General features: G+C 60.4%; 17 protein-coding genes. 2 read left to right on the forward strand and 15 right to left on the reverse strand.

Translation table 11 applies throughout. The annotated features are described in order from the left end of the window. Positions 1–33 precede the first annotated feature (33 nt). The 10 genes from ICY20_RS10740 to hutU form a co-directional block, all read right to left on the reverse strand. The gene (locus tag ICY20_RS10740; protein WP_159960285.1) at positions 34–969 is read right to left on the reverse strand and encodes a choline ABC transporter substrate-binding protein; all 936 of its coding nucleotides are present in this window, start codon (positions 967–969) and stop codon (positions 34–36) included. 198 nt (positions 970–1,167) lie between these two features. Further along, positions 1,168–1,968, reverse strand: coding sequence for an N-formylglutamate deformylase (gene hutG, locus ICY20_RS10745; protein ID WP_194937455.1), 801 nt, complete (start codon positions 1,966–1,968; stop codon positions 1,168–1,170). A gap of 10 nt (positions 1,969–1,978) precedes the next feature. Next, positions 1,979–3,184, reverse strand: a complete 1,206-nt coding sequence (hutI, locus tag ICY20_RS10750) for an imidazolonepropionase (protein WP_194937456.1) — start codon at positions 3,182–3,184, stop codon at positions 1,979–1,981. 144 nt (positions 3,185–3,328) lie between these two features. Next, positions 3,329–4,861, reverse strand: a complete 1,533-nt coding sequence (hutH, locus tag ICY20_RS10755; RefSeq protein WP_194937457.1) for a histidine ammonia-lyase — start codon at positions 4,859–4,861, stop codon at positions 3,329–3,331. Between the two features lie 24 nt (positions 4,862–4,885). Beyond that, positions 4,886–6,394 carry a histidine ammonia-lyase gene (hutH, locus tag ICY20_RS10760; protein ID WP_194937458.1) on the reverse strand — a complete coding sequence of 503 codons (1,509 nt, stop codon included), beginning with the start codon at positions 6,392–6,394 and terminating at the stop codon, positions 4,886–4,888. Positions 6,395–6,537: 143 nt separating this feature from the next. Continuing rightward, positions 6,538–7,362 carry a quaternary amine ABC transporter ATP-binding protein gene (locus ICY20_RS10765; RefSeq protein WP_194937459.1) on the reverse strand — a complete coding sequence of 275 codons (825 nt, stop codon included), beginning with the start codon at positions 7,360–7,362 and terminating at the stop codon, positions 6,538–6,540. Beyond that, on the reverse strand, positions 7,359–8,210 hold the full coding sequence (locus ICY20_RS10770; RefSeq protein WP_028615386.1) for an ABC transporter permease: 852 nt from the start codon (positions 8,208–8,210) through the stop codon (positions 7,359–7,361). Before ICY20_RS10770 ends, ICY20_RS10765 begins: the two co-directional genes overlap by 4 nt. A 72-nt stretch (positions 8,211–8,282) precedes the next feature. Continuing rightward, positions 8,283–9,248, reverse strand: coding sequence for an ABC transporter substrate-binding protein (locus tag ICY20_RS10775; RefSeq protein ID WP_194937460.1), 966 nt, complete (start codon positions 9,246–9,248; stop codon positions 8,283–8,285). Between the two features lie 69 nt (positions 9,249–9,317). Beyond that, a complete protein-coding gene (locus ICY20_RS10780; RefSeq protein WP_159960299.1) occupies positions 9,318–10,766 on the reverse strand; it encodes a purine-cytosine permease family protein in 1,449 nt (482 codons plus the stop codon). Positions 10,767–10,915: 149 nt separating this feature from the next. Beyond that, positions 10,916–12,586, reverse strand: coding sequence for a urocanate hydratase (hutU, locus tag ICY20_RS10785; protein ID WP_159960301.1), 1,671 nt, complete (start codon positions 12,584–12,586; stop codon positions 10,916–10,918). 459 nt (positions 12,587–13,045) lie between these two features. On the opposite strand from hutU, the gene ICY20_RS10790 reads away from it, so the two are divergent. Then, complete coding sequence (locus tag ICY20_RS10790; protein WP_194937461.1) at positions 13,046–13,444, forward strand: hypothetical protein; 399 nt, start codon at positions 13,046–13,048, stop codon at positions 13,442–13,444. A gap of 42 nt (positions 13,445–13,486) precedes the next feature. Here the strand turns inward: ICY20_RS10790 and ICY20_RS10795 are convergent, their stop codons facing one another. Then, positions 13,487–14,044, reverse strand: coding sequence for a HutD/Ves family protein (locus tag ICY20_RS10795; protein ID WP_194937462.1), 558 nt, complete (start codon positions 14,042–14,044; stop codon positions 13,487–13,489). Next, positions 14,041–14,751, reverse strand: coding sequence for a histidine utilization repressor (hutC, locus tag ICY20_RS10800; RefSeq protein WP_200846461.1), 711 nt, complete (start codon positions 14,749–14,751; stop codon positions 14,041–14,043). The genes ICY20_RS10795 and hutC overlap by 4 nt, the downstream gene beginning before the upstream one ends. A gap of 147 nt (positions 14,752–14,898) precedes the next feature. On the opposite strand from hutC, the gene ICY20_RS10805 reads away from it, so the two are divergent. Continuing rightward, complete coding sequence (locus tag ICY20_RS10805) at positions 14,899–16,263, forward strand: formimidoylglutamate deiminase (protein ID WP_194937464.1); 1,365 nt, start codon at positions 14,899–14,901, stop codon at positions 16,261–16,263. 115 nt (positions 16,264–16,378) lie between these two features. Here the strand turns inward: ICY20_RS10805 and ICY20_RS10810 are convergent, their stop codons facing one another. The 3 genes from ICY20_RS10810 to ICY20_RS10820 all read right to left on the reverse strand — a co-directional run bounded on the left by ICY20_RS10810 (position 16,379) and on the right by ICY20_RS10820 (position 18,420). Then, entirely contained in the window at positions 16,379–16,948 is a 570-nt protein-coding gene (locus tag ICY20_RS10810; protein WP_159960309.1) for a lipocalin family protein, read from the reverse strand. Between the two features lie 30 nt (positions 16,949–16,978). Further along, positions 16,979–17,233, reverse strand: coding sequence for a hypothetical protein (locus tag ICY20_RS10815; RefSeq protein WP_159960311.1), 255 nt, complete (start codon positions 17,231–17,233; stop codon positions 16,979–16,981). Positions 17,234–17,409: 176 nt separating this feature from the next. Then, entirely contained in the window at positions 17,410–18,420 is a 1,011-nt protein-coding gene (locus ICY20_RS10820; protein WP_049710454.1) for a class 1 fructose-bisphosphatase, read from the reverse strand. Positions 18,421–18,451 lie beyond the last annotated feature (31 nt).

Raw genomic sequence — 18,451 nt, forward strand, 5'->3', positions numbered from 1 at the left:
TTGTCTTGTGTTGATTGGTCTGGTGAGTAGGGTTCAGGGTTTGAGGCTGGCCTGTACGGCCGCTACGCCATCCTTGCCATCAAACGCCGTGACTCCGGCCAGCCAGCGCTGCAAATCCTCGGGATGGTCGCGCAGCCATTGCCTGGCCACATCCTGGGGCGACTGGCGCTCCATGATCGGTACCATCAACTGGCTTTCCTGGGCGGCGGTGAAGGTGAGGTTTTCCAGCAGACGGTTGGCGTTGGGGCAGCGCTCGGCGAAGTCCGGCGCGGTGACGGTGGACACCGTGGCGCGGCCTTCGTCGGGGCCGAATACATCTTCACTGCCGGTGAGGTAGGCCATCTTCATATTGATGTTCATCGGGTGCGGGGTCCAACCGACAAACACCACAAACTCCTTGCGATTCACCGCCCGCTGCACCGCTGCCAACATGCCCGCCTCGCCGGACGCCACGAGTTTGAAACCACCGAGGCCGAAGTGGTTGGTGTCGATCATCTTTTGGATATCGGTATTGGCACCGCTACCGGGCTCGATGCCATAGAGCTTGCCGCCCAGCTTGTCTTTGAAGCGGGCGATATCGGCAAAGGTCTTCAAGCCCGCATCCGCCACGTATTGCGGCACGGCCAGGGTGGCCTGGGCATCGGCGAGGCTGGGTTTATCAAAGACCTTGACCTGCCCGGCCGCCACGAACGGTGCGATGTTGTTGTCCATGGCCGGCTTCCAGTAGCCGAGGAAGATATCCAGGCGCTTGTCGCGGATGCCGGCAAAGATGATCTGCTGCACCGCGCTGGTCTGCTTGCTGTCGTAGCCCAGGCCGTTGAGCAAAACGTCTGCCATACCGGAAGTAGCGACCACGTCGGTCCAGCTGACAACGCCCATGCGGATGGTTTTGCAGGAGGTCGGTTCGGCGGCCATGGCTTGTGCACTGAACAGTGCGGCGCCGATAAGGGGCAACAACAGTTTTTTCATGGGTGTGGGCTCACTCGGCTGTTTTTATTTCACAACCTTACGTAGTGAGGCGCTGGTCAACACGAACTGTGGCGACGGGCAGTTGCACGGTGGCGACCACAAGGGCCTCATCGCAGGCAAGCCAGCCCCCACATTTGACCGAGTTCCAACATGAGGATGCGGTCGAATGTGGGAGCTGGCTTGCCTGCGATAGCGATTTCAGCCGTAACGCTTTTGCCCCCAGGCTAAAAACGCTTCGAGCAGTTGCTTGAGCACCACCTGTGTCGGCCCCGCCAAATCCGGCCGATAGCGAAACGGCTCGAACTCTTCCATATAGGTGCTCTGGCACAACTCCAACTGCACCGCATGAATATCCTGCGCCGGGTCACCGTAATGTCGGGTGATATGCCCACCCTTGAAGCGCCCATTGAGCACATGGCTGTACTGCGGATGCTCGGCGCAGATGGCTTCCAACTGGCTGGCCAGTTGCGGGTCACAGGCGGCGCCATTGAAGGTGCCGAGGTTGAAGTCCGGCAGCTTGCCATCGAACAGGTGCGGGATGACCGAACGGATCGAGTGCGCGTCGAACAACAATGCATAACCAAACTCGGCCTTGAGGCGCGCCAGCTCCTCTTGCAGCGTGCGGTGGTAAGGGCCCCAGATTTTTTGCAGGTAACCGACGCGCTCGGCCTCGCTTGGCACCAGCCCTTCGCGGAACAACGGCACGCCGTCGAATAGCGTGGCCGGGTACAGGCCGGTGGTAGCGCCGGCATACAGGGGCTTGTCGTCGGACGGCCGATTAAGGTCGATCACAAAGCGTGAATACTCAGCGGCCAAGGTGCTGGCGCCTAGCCCCTCGGCAAAGTCGTACAGTGCAGGAATATGCCAGTCGGTGTCCGGCAGGCTTTGTGCCTCGGGGATCAACCCGGCCTCGACCGCAGGCGTCAGGCGCAGGCCGGCGTGGGGCATGCTGATCAGCAGGGGTACGCGACCTTGTTTGAAGTTCAGAACCTTATCCACAACGCACTCCTTAAACAGTGACGTCGACGCCATGGCGCACGACGCGTTTATCCAGCTCACCGCCCAGCCAATACGCCAGGTCGGCCGGGCGATCGATCTGCCAGGCGACAAAGTCGGCGACCTTGCCCACTTCCAGCGAGCCATGGGTGTCGCCCATCCCCAGCGCGGTAGCCGCGTGCTGGGTAGCACCGGCCAGGGCTTCTTCCGGGGTCATGCGAAACAGGGTGCAGGCCATGTTCAGCATCAGCCGCACCGACAACGCCGGTGAGGTGCCGGGGTTGAGGTCGCTGGCGATGGCAATCTTCACGCCGTGTTTGCGCAGGGCATCCATCGGCGGCAACTGGGTTTCGCGTAAAAAGTAGAACGCCCCCGGCAGCAACACGGCGACGGTGCCGGAAGCGGCCATGGCGATGGCGTCTTCTTCGGTCATGAATTCCAGGTGATCGGCCGACAACGCATGGTAACGGGCAGCCAGGCTGGAGCCGTGCAGCGACGAGAGTTGCTCGGCGTGCAGCTTCATCGGCAACCCCAGTTGTTGAGCGACGTTGAACACCCGCTCGACCTGCTCGGTGGAAAACGCCAGGTATTCGCAGAACGCATCCACCGCGTCCACCAGCCCTTCGGCCGCCAGTGCGGGCAGCATTTCGGTACAGATATGCTCGATATAGTCATCGGCGCGGTCCTTGTACTCCGGCGGCAGCGCATGGGCCGCCAAGCACGTGGCGCGCACGCTCACCGGCAACGCTTCGCCGAGACGACGGGCGACCCGCAACATCTTGCGTTCGTTGGCCAGGTCCAGGCCGTAGCCGGACTTGATCTCCACCGTGGTCACGCCGTCGCGCAGCAAACTGCGCAGGCGCTTTCGGCTGCTCTCGAACAGTTCATCTTCACTGGCAGCACGGGTGGCACGCACGGTGCTGGCAATACCACCGCCCTTGGCAGCGATGTCGGCGTAGCTCACACCCTCAAGGCGTTGTTCGAATTCGCCACTGCGATTACCACCGAACACGGTGTGGGTGTGGCAGTCGATCAGGCCGGGGGTGACCCACGCGCCTTGCAGGTCATACACCCGAGCGTAATCCGCCGTGGGTACTTGGTTGCGTGGGCCGACCCACTCGATGAGCGAACCTGCGGTAACCAGGGCGCCATCTTCGATGATCGAGTAGTTGCCGCCCGCCATGGTTGCGATGTGACAGTGTTGCCAAAGCGTTTTCATCAACGCCTCCGTAAGTGGTCGGTGAGACTGACCCCTGTGGGAGCTGGCTTGCCTGCGATAGCGGTGTTTCAAGCACTGCATCTCTATCGCTACTACCGCCGCCTTCGCAGGCAAGCCAGCTCCCACATTGGATCGCGTAGGCAGTTACAGGCTCGGCAGCAACCGGGCTGGCACCAGCTCATTCAGGCAGCGGCTGGCGAGCAGCTCGCTGGCGGCGTTGATGTCGGGGGCGAAGAAGCGGTCTTTGTCGTAGAACGCGACTTTGTTGCGCAGAATGCCGCGGGCTTTTTCCAGTTTTGGCGAGGTTCTCAGGCCTTCGCGCAGGTCCAGTCCCTGGCAGGCGGCCAGCCATTCCACGGCCAGTACGCCGCGTGTGTTCTCGGCCATTTCCCACAGGCGCTTGCCGGCAGCCGGGGCCATGGACACGTGGTCTTCCTGGTTGGCGGAAGTGGGCAGGCTGTCGACGCTATGGGGATGGGCCAGTGCTTTGTTCTCGCTGGCGAGCGCAGCGGCGGTGACCTGGGCAATCATGAAACCGGAGTTGACCCCGCCATTGCCCACCAGGAACGGCGGCAGTTGCGACATGTGCTTGTCCATCATCAGCGAAATACGCCGCTCGCTCAGGGAGCCGATTTCGGCGATGGCCAGTGCCATGTTGTCGGCAGCCATGGCCACAGGTTCGGCGTGGAAGTTACCACCAGAAATCACGTCGCCTTCGGCGGCAAATACCAGCGGGTTATCCGATACGGCGTTGGCTTCTACCACGAGCACGTCAGCGGCCTGGCGGAACTGGGTCAGGCAGGCGCCCATGACTTGTGGCTGGCAACGCAGGGAGTACGGGTCTTGCACCTTGTCGCAGTTCTGGTGCGACAGGGAGACCTGGCTGCTTTCACCCAGCAGATCGCGATAGGCCGCTGCCGAATCGATCTGCCCACGCTGGCCGCGAGCGGCGTGAATGCGCGCATCGAACGGCGAGCGCGAACCGAGCACCGCTTCCACGGTGAGGGCACCGCAGGCCAACGCGGCGGCGAACAAGTCTTCGCCTTCAAACAAGCCGCGCAGGGCATACGCGGTAGACACCTGAGTGCCGTTGAGCAGCGCCAGGCCTTCTTTGGCGGCGAGGGTCAGCGGCGTCAAACCGGCGACTTTCAGCGCCTCGGTCGCCTCCAGCCATTCGCCCTTGTAACGCGCCTTGCCTTCGCCCAGCAGCACCAGGGACATGTGCGCCAACGGCGCCAGGTCGCCGGAAGCACCGACCGACCCTTTCAACGGAATATGCGGATACACCTCGGCATTGATCAGCGCGATCAACGCGTCGATCACCTGGCGACGAATGCCGGAAAACCCACGGCTGAGGCTGTTGACCTTGAGCACCATGACCAACCGCACCAACGCATCGCTGATGGGCTCACCAACGCCGGCGGCATGGGACAGCACCAGGGAACGCTGGAGGTTCTCCAGGTCTTCGCTGGCAATGCGGGTCGAGGCCAACAGACCAAAACCGGTGTTGATGCCGTAGGCGGTGCGGTTCTCGGCGAGAATCTGCTCCACGCAGGCCACGCTGGCGTCGATCTGCGCCGTGGCGCTGTCATCCAGGCTAAGGGTTACGGGCTGCTGATAGATGGCCCGCAGTTGGGCGAGGCTCAGTTGGCCTGGGATCAGATTAAGCGCAGTCACATTCGTGCTCCTTGTGATTATTTTTTAGTGCAAATTCGGTAATGCGGTGGCTTTGAGCACCTGAGCGGCGGCCGCGATATCTGGCGCCAGCCAACGGTCCTGCTCATAGGCGGGGACCACTTCACGCAGCAAGCGCCAGGCGCGGTCGGTGCCGGCGCCGAAACGTTGGTCCTTCAAGAACTCAAACGCCTGGGCCGCCAGCAAATACTCGATAGCGAGGATCTGAGTGACGTTGGCCAACACCTGGTGCAGCTTGAGTGCGGCGTTGGTGCCCATGCTCAGGTGGTCTTCCTGCAGGCCCGAGGTGACAAAGTTGTCGAGCACCGCTGGTTGCGCCAGCTGGCGGTTTTGCCCGCACAGCGACGCGGCGACGTACTGCACGATCATCATCCCGGAGTTGACTCCAGGGTTGCTGACGAGGAACGCCGGCAGGCCGCTGACGTGAGGGTTGATCAGGCGGTCCAGGCGACGCTCGGCCACCGAGCCGATTTCGGCCATGGCGATGGCGAGCATATCCGCCGCCAACGCGACCGATTGCCCGTGGGGGTTGGCCTGGGACACCACGCGATAGTTGTCTGGGGCGCCAAGTACCAGCGGGTTGTCGGTGGCGCTATTGAGTTCGGTCTCGATCTGGCGGGTGGCATGCTCAACTTGATCGCGGGCCGCACCATGGATCTGCGGGATCGAGCGCAGGCTCAAGGCGTCCTGGGTACGGATGCCCTTGCTGCTGGCGATCACTTCGCTGCCATCGAGCAACGCTCGCAGGTTGATGCCAACGTGCTGCATGCCGGGGTGCGGTTTGAGGGCGATGATCTCTTCGTCGAACGCATCGATCTGGCCCCGCTGGGCCTCGAAGCTCATGGCACCGATCACGTCAGCCCATTGCAGCAAATGGTGGGCATCGGCCAGGGCCAAGCAGCTCAGGCCGGTCATGCACGGCGTGCCATTGACCAGGCACAGGCCGTCCTTTGCACCGAGTACCACGGGCTGTAAACCTTCGGCGCTCAGGGCCTGTTGCGCGGGGACGATCTGGCCTTTGTAACTCACCTTGCCCACACCCAACAGCGCCACGCCGACATGGGCCATATGGGTCAAATACCCCACCGAACCCTGGGATGGCACTTGCGGCGTAATGCCGTGGTTGAGCAGCGCCAGCAACGCGTGCACCACCTGCCGATGCAGGCCGGATTTGCCGAGGCTGTAGTTGATGATCGTGGCGCAGATGATTGCGCGGGTTTGCTCGTCGCTCAGCACTGGGCCGACGCCGCAGGCGTGGCTCAACAGGGTATTGCGCGAGAGCTGGCTGAGTTGCTCGCCCTCAAGCGACACGTTGCACAGCGCGCCCAGGCCAGTGTTAACGCCGTAGGCGCGTTCGCCGCTGCTGACGATGCGCTGCACGATGGCTTGGGCATTGTCGATGCGGGCCCAGGCTTGGCCTGAGAGTTCGAGCACCGCGCCGTGGCGGGCGACGGCGGTTACGTCCTGCCAACGTAAGGGGGTGTCGGCGATGATGATTTTTGTTGGCTGGGACATCTTCATACCTTCGTTAATTCTATTGCAGCTTCACTGGCCCCATCGCAGGCAAGCCAGCTCCCACATTTTGAACTGTGAACACTTTCAAAGGTGGGAGCTGGCTTGCCTGCGATAGGGCCAGCAGCCTCACCACAAAACCTGGCTCAAACCACCGCCGCCCGCCGCTGAACAAATCGGTTCACATACTCATCCGCCGGCGAATGCAGAATCTCTCGCGGCGTGCCGACCTGGATCAGCTTACCGTCCTTGAGGATCGCAATGCGGTTGCCGATGCGCACGGCCTCATCGAGGTCGTGGGTGATGAACACGATGGTCTTGTGCAGGGTCTTTTGTAGCTCCAGCAACTGGTCCTGCATCTCGGCGCGGATCAGCGGGTCGAGGGCGCTGAAGGCTTCGTCCATCAGGATGATGTCGGTGTCGGCCGCCAGCGCGCGGGCCAGGCCGACGCGCTGGCGCATACCGCCGGAGAGCTGGTGCGGGTATTTGTTTTCGTAGCCCTTGAGGCCCACGGTTTCGATCCAGTGCAGGGCGCGTTCGGCACACACCTGCTTGGTTTCGCCACGCACTTTCAGGCCGTAGGCAACGTTGTCGAGCACGCTCTTGTGGGGCAGCAGGCCGAAGCTCTGGAACACCATGCTGATCTTGTGCCGCCGAAATTGGCGCAGAGCTTCCATGTCCAGTTGCAGGATGTCTTCACCGTCCACCAGGATCGCGCCGCTGGTAGGGTCGATCAGGCGGTTGAAGTGGCGCACCAGCGTGGATTTGCCGGAACCCGAAAGGCCCATGATCACGAAGATCTCGCCGGTGCCGATGCTCAGCGACAGGTCGTTCACGCCAACCACGCAACCGGTCTCGGCCAGTACCTGGTCTTTGGTCTTGCCTTGGCCGATCAGCGACAGCGCCTCCTTGGAACGAGACCCGAAGATCTTGAAGACGTTTTTGACTTCGATTTTGCTGACAGTAGTCATTTGCTCGCCTCATGCCGTGGACGACCATAGGCCTGGGTTATGCGGTCGATGACCACCGCGAGAATCACGATCGCCAAGCCGGCTTCAAGGCCGCGCCCGACGTTGAGGGTCTGAATACCGACAAGCACGTCTTCACCCAAACCACGGGCACCAATCATCGAGGCGATCACCACCATCGACAGCGCCATCATGGTGGTCTGGTTGATACCGGCCATGATGCTTGGCAACGCCAGCGGCAGTTGCACGCCGAACAGTTGCTGCCAGCGGTTGGCGCCGAAGGCGTTGATGGCTTCCATGACTTCGCCGTCGACTTGGCGAATCCCGAGATCAGTGAGACGAATCAACGGTGGTGCGGCGTAGATCACCGTGGCGAAAATAGCCGGGACTTTGCCCAGGCCAAACAGCATCAGCACCGGGATCAAATACACGAAGCTCGGCATGGTTTGCATGATGTCCAGCAACGGCATCAGCACCGAACGCAGGCGATTGCTGCGCGCCGACAAAATGCCCAGCGGGATGCCGATCAGCACCGAGATCACCGTGGCGACCATCATCAGCGCCAGCGTTTGCATCAGCTTGTCCCACAGGCCAACCGCGCCCACCAGGAACAGCAAACCGACGATCACCGCCGTGGTCACCACCTTGCGCGTGGCATGCCAGGCAACACCGCCGACGATGGCCAACATCAACCACCAGGGCGCTGCGCGCAGCAGCCCTTCCAGGTTGACGATGGCCCACAGCAGGGTGTCGGAAATGTGCCGGAACACATCGCCGTAGTTGGTGACCAGCGAGTCCACCCAACCGTTGACCCAGTCGGCGATGGAAAACGTAAAACTCTCAGGAAACATAGCGTGCTCTCGATCCAATGGGTTGTGGCCAGGCGCCCGGCTTGCCCCTCAGGGTAGCCGGGCACGCTTGACCTACAAGGCCGCGTCGATTTTCTTGGCTGCGTCTTCACTCACCCAGGCGTGCCAGACTTCAGGATGTTCCTTGAGGAAGATCTTCGCCAGTTTCGGCGACTCAATACGCTCCTTGGCCATGCGACCCAGGTTCTGGTTCAGCAGGTCGATCGGCAGGTTGACCTTTTCCAGCACGGCCACCAGCTCCGGAGCTTGTTCGTGGAAGGTCTTGGACAAGCCGACCTTGATGCTCACGCTCTTATCCACGCCGGGTTTTTCTTCCAGCTTGACCAGGTCGACCTGGCCCATCAGCGGGGTTGGCGACCAGTAGTAGAACAGGATCGGCTCGCCGCGCTTGTAGCTCGACAGCACCGCTGCATCCAGCGCCGGGCCGGTGCCTGGGCGGAAGTTGGTATAGGAATTTTCCAGGCCGTAGCTTTTGAGCATTTCGCTGTTGTCCAGCTCACAGGTCCAGCCGGCCGGGCAGTTGTAGAAGCGGCCTTTGGACGGTTCTTCCTGGTCTTTGAATACGGCGGCGTACTTGGCCAGGTCGGCGATGTTTTTCAGGTCGGGGGCCTTGGCTTCGAGCTTGCGCTTGGCGTCGCCTTCGATCACGTAGCGCGGCACGTACCAGCCTTCAATCGCGCCGACGACTGGAGCACCGACGCCGACAACTTTGCCGGCCTTCTCGGCCTTGTTCCAGACTTCACTGCGGCCGACCCATTCCTCGGCGAACACTTGAATGTCGTTGCTGCTCAGGGCGTTTTCCATGGTGATGGAATTGCCCGGCAGGCTGTCGGTTTTGCAGTCATAGCCTTTTTCGAGCACGGTTTGCAGGATGTCGGTAAGCAACATGCCGCTTTCCCAGTTCAGGCCGGCAAATTTCACCGGCTTGCCGGACTCGCACCAACCGGCCGCCTGGGCGCCAGCCGAGGCCAGCACGCCCGCAGAGAACAACGTGGCCAACAGGGTCTTATGCATTTTCATTGTTGTGACGCTCCCAATCTTGAAATGGATTACGGCAGTCAGTAGGCATCCAGCCATGTCCACGTCCCGTCAGGCTTGTGCAGTCAGCCCGTTTGTCGTCGTTGGTGCGCTGCCCTGCTCTACCGGCAGGATCAGTTGATCGGGCACCGTGCCGTGCCATTTTTTTGCGCACAGGTAATACAGGGCGGCGGGCAGCACCAGGCCGATGATCCAGGAGATATCCACATCACCGAGCGCGGCCACCAGGGGGCCGGTATAGAACTTGGTGGAGATGAACGGTAACTGCACCAGCACGCCGAAGACATACACGCTGATACCCAGCAGGTTCCAACGGCCATAGCGACCATTTGGATCGGCCAGCGCCGGTACGTCATAGCGCTCACGGGTAATGCAGTAGTAGTCCACCAGGTTGATTGCGCTCCAAGGCGTAAAGAACGCCAGCAGGAACAGGATGAACGACTTGAATGCCCCCAGGAACGAGTGCTGGCCGAGCAGCGCGATCAGCGTCGCGGTACCGACAATCACCAGTACAAACACCAGCCGCTGCAAGCGCGTGACCTCCAGACGCCCGCGAAAGCCGCTGATGATGGTGGCGATACACATGAAGCTGCCGTAGGAGTTGAGTGTAGAGATGGTGACCTTGCCAAACGCGATGCTGAAATACAGCAGCGCAGCGGTGGCACCCGTACCGCTCAAGCCGACGATATACGCCACTTCATGGCCGGCGAATTGGCCGTTGGACATGGCCGCGGCAAACACGCCAAGGACCATCGCCACCTGTGCGCCAATCACAGAACCGGCGCCAGCCGCGAGAAAGGTTTTCACCGACGATGTGCTGCTCGGCAGGTAGCGCGAGTAGTCCGCCACGTAAGGGCCGAAGGCGATCTGCCAGGAAGCCGCCAGCGACACCGCCAACAGAAAACTGCTCCAGCTGAAGTGGCGAATCTGCATGAGCGCGCCGACGTCGGTCTGGCTGATCAAACGGCTGAACAGGTAGACAAAAGCAATCACGCCGATGACGCTGGCCACACGCCCGATAAAGTGGATCACCCGGTAGCCCAGCACCGTGACCAGCACGATGACACTGGCGAAAATCAGGATGCCGACACTGTCGCTGACGCCAAACAACTGGCCCAGCGCCTGGCCCGACAGTACGGTGCCGGTGGCGGTGAAACCCAGGTACATCAGGCACACCAGCACGATCGGAATCGCCGCGCCATAGACACCAAACTGCACCCGGCTGGAGATCATCTGCGGCAAGCCCAGCTTGGGCCCTTGCGCCGCATGCAACGCCATCACGCCACCGCCGATCAATTGGCCGATCAACAGACCGATCAACGACCAAAACACATCACCGCCCAGCACCACGGCCAAGGCCCCGGTGACAATCGCGGTGATCTGCAGGTTGGCGCCCATCCACAGGGTGAACTGGCTGAATAGACGGCCGTGTCTTTCCGCTTCCGGGATGTAGTCGATCGAACGTTTCTCGATCAACGGGGTGGTGTCATTTGCGGCCATGTCGGTTCAACCTCTGATGGATTGTTATGCGTACACATTGCTCTTCTGTGGGAGCTGGCTTGCCTGCGATGGCATCATCTCGGTTTGACTGACAGACCGAGTCGTCTGTATCGCAGGCAAGCCAGCTCCCACAGGAACCGAGCCAATCGTTACTTGATCATTGGCAGGTTCAAGCCCTGCTCCTTGGCGCAATCGATGGCGATCTGGTAACCCGCATCGGCATGACGCATCACCCCAGTCGCCGGGTCGTTATGCAGCACCCGAGCAATCCGCTCAGCCGCTTCATCGGTACCGTCACAGACGATCACCATCCCCGAATGCTGCGAGAAGCCCATGCCCACGCCGCCACCGTGGTGCAGCGACACCCAGGTCGCGCCGCTGGCGGTGTTGAGCAAGGCGTTGAGCAGTGGCCAGTCGGACACAGCGTCGGAGCCGTCCTGCATGGCTTCGGTTTCGCGGTTGGGGCTGGCTACCGAGCCGGAGTCGAGGTGGTCGCGGCCGATGACGACCGGTGCCGACAACTCGCCGCTGCGCACCATTTCGTTGAACGCCAGACCCAGCTTGGCGCGCTGGCCCAGACCAACCCAGCAGATACGCGCCGGCAGGCCCTGGAAGCTGATGCGCTCGCGGGCCATGTCCAGCCAGTTGTGCAGGTGAGCGTCGTCGGGGATCAGCTCTTTGACTTTGGCGTCGGTCTTGTAGATGTCCTGCGGGTCGCCAGACAGCGCCGCCCAGCGGAACGGGCCAATGCCACGGCAGAACAGCGGGCGGATGTAGGCCGGTACGAAACCTGGGAAATCGAAGGCGTTTTCCACGCCTTCTTCCTGAGCCATCTGGCGGATGTTGTTGCCGTAGTCGAAAGTCGGGATGCCTTGTTTCTGGAAGTCCAGCATGGCTTTGACGTGCACGGCCATCGACTGCTTGGCGGCCTTGATCACGGCCGCCGGCTCGGTCTTGGCGCGGGCGCGGTATTCGTCCCAGGTCCAGCCGGCCGGCAGGTAGCCATTAAGCGGGTCGTGGGCGCTGGTCTGGTCGGTGACCATGTCAGGGCGCACGCCGCGCTTGACCAGTTCCGGCAGGATCTCGGCAGCGTTACCCAGCAGGGCGATGGAGATGGCCTTGCCTTCCTGGGTGTACTTGGCGATGCGCGCCAGGGCGTCGTCGAGGTCGGTGGCTTGCTCGTCGACATAGCGGCTGGCCAGACGGAAATCGATGCTGACCTGCTGGCACTCGATGTTCAGCGAGCAGGCGCCGGCCAGGGTTGCCGCCAATGGTTGCGCGCCGCCCATGCCGCCGAGACCTGCGGTGAGCACCCAGCGACCTTTTAGGTTGCTGTCGTAATGCTGGCGACCGGCTTCGACGAAGGTTTCGTAGGTGCCTTGGACGATGCCCTGGCTGCCAATGTAGATCCAGCTACCGGCGGTCATCTGGCCGTACATGGCCAGGCCCTTGGCATCCAGTTCGTTGAAGTGCTCCCAACTGGCCCAATGCGGTACCAGGTTGGAGTTGGCGATCAGTACGCGCGGGGCGTTGCTGTGGGTCTTGAACACGCCGACCGGCTTGCCGGATTGCACCAGCAGGGTTTCGTCGTCGTTCAAATGGGTGAGGCTCTCGACGATCTGGTCGTAGCACTCCCAGTTGCGCGCCGCACGGCCGATACCGCCATACACCACCAACTCTTTCGGGTTCTCGGCCACTTGCGGGTCGAGGTTGTTCATGAGCATGCGCAGCGGTGCTTCAGTCAGCCAGCTTTTGGCAGTGAGCTTGTTACCGTGGGCGGCGCGGATTTCGACATCACGGTATTTAGTAGGCTTGGTCACAGCAAGAACTCCTCAGCGATCGATGCGCATGCTTGATGGGGGGGGCGAAGACGACTCTTACGCACACACCTTTACTTGTACATACAAGCATATGCAATCAGGCGGCCAACTTTAGGAAGCTATCATTCGGATTTTTTGTGAAGAGGGGTGTAAGCCTTGGAAATTAAGGCTTTGAGGCTTGATGAAATTTCTTGCAGAGGATTCTTGCGGGGAGAGGTGCTTGTCACCACGACGCAGCCTTGCGCCGCACTGGGGCATTCGGTAACAAAATGGTGCACACGCTTGGGAACCGTTGATGGGCTGTGTAGCGGTGGAATAGCGCGCCTGACCTGTCAGCTCAAACCCGCACCCTACACACGACCTTTCTGAGTTATCTGTAGCGCAGCGAAAACGGAATTTTTCTTATATTCAGTGGTTTAGAGTCGGTTTTCACAAACACACCTCCATGGAAGACTTATCGTGACCACTCTAGAACGAGCAGGCATTTTTATCGCACTCCTGGCGACAAGCATGACTTCAGTCCATGCCAGTGCCGACACCTTTACTGCGACCATTGATAAAACAGGAAAAATGACTGCGCAGTCCCCCAAGTGGATCAAGGACGTGAAACTCACCGCCCAACCTGATTACTTCAGCGATTACAAAGTCAGGTTTGTGCCGGGAGTGTTCAAAGATGCGCCACGGTTTTGCTCCGTGTCAGTGACGGACGTCAGCTCCAATGATCACATTTTCCACGGCCACGCCAAGTTGGGGGGCATCCCGGCGATCAACTACGTCAACGTTTTAACGTTAAAAGTGGGAGACAACAAACCTGCGGGCGATTCTTCGATGGGCTTTCAACTGATGTGCGTTCAATAAGCTAATCCCCCCACAATAGCTGAGGGTCGGTCATACAAGCGCTCAGCTATTGCTCAGCTCGATAACACAGCAGCGGCCGCTGACGGCAACCTCCAGCAGGCCCGCGTTACCGTCAACTTGCAGGCAGTCGTGATGGCCCAGCTTCTGATCCAGTACCTTCACCTCATCCGCCACGCTGAACACCAATACCGTCTGCGCCGTGGTGAAAAACCGCTGCTCGCCATCAATCCACTGCAACCGCGCGTGATAACGCTGTGGCGAATAGATCAGGTTGAAATCGCGGATCGGCCCGGTGATCAAGCGGCATGTAACCTGCCTGTCACCCTTGAACGCAAACGCTTGCAGCGGTAACAACCCGCGCTGCTCTTCGCCATCCACGGTCAGCACCATGCCCGCTCCCTGGATCACGGTGATCACGCGTTGGTAGCCAGGGAAGGTGGAGAAGCCGCCGGATTCGGCGATATCGGCAATCGACAGGCGCCAGCCAAAACCCTCCAGCCCAGTGCCGGCATCACGGGTGATTTCTTCGGTGCTGCCGCCGCCGTTTTTCCACGGCATGCGCACGTAGTCAGCGGCGCGCCAGACTTTTACTGCACTCATTTACTGAAGCGTCCTTCCAGGCTGTGGCGCGAGCCTGGGTGGATCAAACGCGCGGCGGTCACTGGCTGGCGACCCGACCAAGTGCGCCGACGAATCAAAAGGCACGGCTCGGTGGTTTCGATCTGCAACAGCGCGCACTCGGAGGCATCGGCAAGAATGGCTTCAACCACGTGCTCGCCTTCAGTCAGCGGTGCCACCTGGTTCAAATAGGCGTAAGGGGTTTGCTGGGTGAAATCCTGTTGCAGGTATTCCGGCGCAACCAGCGCGTTGACAAAACGGTCTTCGATTTGCACGGGAATATCGTTTTCGAAGTGCACGATCAACGAATGGAACACCCGCCCGCCTTCGCGCATTTCCAGGGCAACGGCGCGCTCGGAACCCGCAGCCTCTTCGCCCAGGTGGATAACCTGGCAGGTGTGCCGATGACCGCGGGAAGCGATTTCATCGGCAATGTTGTGCACCTCAAACAGTGCTGACTGGCTCTTGGGCTCGGCAACAAAAGTACCGACACCTTGCATACGCACCAGCAACCCTTCGGCGGTAAGCTCACGCAGGGCGCGGTTAATGGTCATGCGGCTGAAGCCCAACTCACTGACCAGCTCGCTCTCGGAGGGTACGCGGTAGTGGGGCGGCCAGTTGCCGTTGAGGATCTGCTGGCTGATCATTTGTTTAACGCGGGCATACAAGGGCGCCGGACTTTCGTCCATGTGGGCAGCCAGCGAAGAGTTGGCGGGCGGAGTCGGCACGGGGAATCCTTGCAGAGGGAAAAGATGCATAGATTGCCGGAGTTTACCGAGCAGGCAAACGTCTGTATATGTATATACAAATAAACACACGACCGGGGTGCTCTGATCATGTCCGCTTTCTTTGCCGAACGCGCACTGCTGCCTAATGGATGGGCCAATGATGTACGTCTTGAAGTCAGCGCCGAGGGGCTGCTGACACTGGTTGAGGCCAATGCCAACGCAGAGGGCGCCGAACGGCTGAGAGGCCCGGTTTTGGCGGGCATGCCCAATTTGCATTCCCACGCGTTTCAACGCGCCATGGCCGGTTTGGCCGAAGTGGCCGGTAACCCCAATGACAGTTTCTGGACCTGGCGCGAGCTGATGTACCGCATGGTTGGCAAGATCAACCCGGACCAATTGCAGGTGATCGCACGCCAGCTGTATATCGAGATGCTCAAGGCCGGCTACACCTCGGTGGCCGAGTTTCACTATGTGCATCACGATGTCAGTGGGCAGCCGTATGCTGACCGTACCGAGTTGTCGCGCCAGATCAGCCAGGCGGCGGCCAGCAGTGGGATTGGGTTGACGCTGTTGCCGGTGCTCTACACCCACGCAGGCTTTGGCGGGCAGGCACCGAATGAAGGTCAGCGGCGGTTTATCAACAGCACTGAAAACTACCTGAACCTGCAGGCGCAGTTGAAACCCCTCCTCGCCGCGCAACCGGCGCAGCAGTTGGGGTTGTGTTTCCACTCCTTGCGCGCCGTCACGCCGCAGCAAATCAGCGAAGTACTGGCCGCCAGCGACAAGGCCTGCCCAGTGCATATCCACATTGCCGAACAGCAAAAGGAAGTCGACGACTGCCTGGCCTGGAGCGGCAAGCGTCCGCTGCAATGGCTATATGACAATGTTGAGGTGGATGAGCGCTGGTGCCTGGTGCACGCCACTCACGCCGATGCGGATGAAGTGACACGCATGGCCAAGAGCCGTGCGATTGCCGGTTTGTGCCTGACCACAGAGGCCAACCTGGGCGACGGGATTTTCCCGGCGGTGGATTTTCTGGCGCAGGGTGGGCGCATGGGCATCGGCTCCGACAGCCATGTGTCACTGAGCGTGGTGGAAGAACTGCGCTGGCTGGAATACGGCCAACGCCTGCGTGATCAACGGCGTAATCGGCTGTATCGCAGTGATCAGCCGATGGTGGGGCGTACGTTGTTTGATGCGGCGTTGGACGGCGGCGCCCAGGCGTTAGGGCAGCCGATTGGTCAGTTGGAAGTGGGTAAACGTGCGGACTGGCTGGTGTTGGACGGTAATGATCCATACCTGGCGACGGCGACCGCGGATGGGATTCTCAATCGCTGGTTGTTTGCGGGCGGAGACCGGCAGGTGCGGGATGTACTGGTGAATGGGAAATGGGTGGTGCGGGATGGGCATCATGCTGGCGAGGAAGAAAGCAATCGCGCCTTCACTCAAGTCCTGAAGGACTTACTCGGTTAAAAATGTGGGAGGGGGCTTGCCCCCGATGGCGGCGTGTCAGTCAACTTATGTGTAACTGACCCACTGCTATCGGGGGCAAGCCCCCTCCCACATTTTGATCCCGGTTGACTCAGGACTACTGCGAGGTTTTGGCCATCTGCTTATCCGACGTACGCCAGATCAACCGCGTGGTGTCATACCCCTGCTGCCGCGCCCTGCTCAGCAGGTCTTCGCGAGTGTCGGCACTCACTGTCGGCGTGCGCGACAAAATCCACATATAGCGTCGGCTCGGGCTGCCAACAATCGCGGTTTTGTAGTCATCGCTGACATACAGCACCCAGTAATCGCCCTTGGCGACGCCCGGCAGCAGTGACGTGAACCAGTTATTGAATTCCACCCAAAGCTTATCGGTCTTGCCCGGCACTTGCGCCGTGGCGGTGCCCTTGGCTTCTTCCCACTTCCATTCGGTCGTCAGGCAGCGGTTAAACACCGACATGTCGCCATCGGGCAACAGGGTGTAACGGGCTTCAGACTGGGCGCAGTTGCGCTGGAAGTACATCGGCAAGCGCGCCAACTCATACCAGGTGCCCTGATAACGCTTGAGGTTGACGTTGCCAGCGGTCTTGGGTTGCAGATCATCGCCAGAATGGCTGGCGCAGCCCGCCAAAAACAGGCTGGCGCAAAGAAACAAAACAAAACGCATCATTCTTCTTCTCCCGCAGGCTCGCGCCCCGGTTTACTTCAGGCCTTGCCCGGAAAACATCAGAACCTTGTCACCGGCATATTGCACGCTGATAAAGCTGGTTTTATCGCCCCAGGTGCAACTGGACATGCCCAACGCGCCGGAACAATCGGTTGGCTTACCCAGCAACGACTCCACCTCAGTCTTGGCCATGCCAGCCGAGAGTTTTGCGTAGTTTTCTTGATTGACCTTGCTGCAAGCGGCCAACAGCACGCAAAAAGTCAGCAAAGCGAGACGGCGTAACGACATGGAAACACTCCTGGAGGGACGAAGCAGCGTGGGTATCTGCCAGAAGCTTAGAAGGAAAAAGAGGTGTCTGGTTCCCGACGAACAAAAACAAAAAAGCCCCGCAAACGCTGAAACGTTTCGGGGCTTCTTTAAGGGTGATACGGCTCACAACAACAGCGATAACCTATCGCCGCACGTTATGCCTTGTGGTAGGCCGTGACACGCTCAACTTCTTCCTTCGAACCCAGGAACACTGCCACACGCTGGTGCAGGCCTTCGGGCTGGATGTCGAGGATGCGCTGGTGGCCGTCGGTTGACGCGCCCCCCGCCTGCTCAACCAGGAACGACATCGGGTTGGCTTCGTACATCAGGCGCAGTTTGCCCGGTTTGGACGGCTCGCGGCTGTCACGTGGGTACATGAACAGGCCACCACGGGTCAGGATACGGTGCACGTCGGCCACCATCGCCGCCACCCAACGCATGTTGAAGTTTTTCTTCAGCGGGCCTTCTTCACCGGCCATCAGCTCGCCGACATAGCGGGTCACCGGTTCTTCCCAGTGGCGCTGGTTGGACATGTTGATGGCAAATTCCTGGGTAGACGCAGGAATGGTGATGTCTTCGTGGGTCAGTACGAAGCTGCCCATTTCGCGGTCGAGGGTGAAGCCTTTGACGCCGTCGCCCAGGGTCAGTACCAGCATGGTCTGCGGGCCGTAGATCGCGTAGCCGGCTGCGACTTGCTCGGTGCCTGGCTGCAAAAAGGCCTTTTCGTTCAGGGCTTCGTTCTGGCTCAGGTATTCGTTAGGGCAACGCAGTACCGAGAAGATGGTGCCGACCGGGGCGTTGATGTCGATGTTGGACGAGCCGTCCAGTGGGTCGAACACCAACAGGTAGGCGCCTTTCGGGTATTTGCCCGGGATCTGGTAGGCATTGTCCATTTCTTCGGACGCCATGCCAGCCAGGTGACCGCCCCATTCGTTGGCTTCGAGCAGGATCTCGTTGGAGATCACGTCGAGTTTCTTCTGCACTTCGCCCTGCACGTTTTCAGTGCCCATGCTGCCCAGGACACCGCCCAGAGCGCCTTTGGACACGGCGTGGCTGATTTCCTTGCAGGCACGCGCCACCACTTCGATAAGGAAGCGCAGATCGGCAGGCGTGTTGTTGCTGCGGGTCTGCTCAATCAAATAGCGACTCAAGGTAACGCGGGACATGTAAGGCTCCGGAGAATGGGGGGCTTGAAAA

Origin of the sequence: Pseudomonas pisciculturae (assembly GCF_015461805.1) — a bacterium.
In the GTDB taxonomy this organism is placed as follows: Bacteria; Pseudomonadota; Gammaproteobacteria; order Pseudomonadales; family Pseudomonadaceae; genus Aquipseudomonas; species Aquipseudomonas pisciculturae.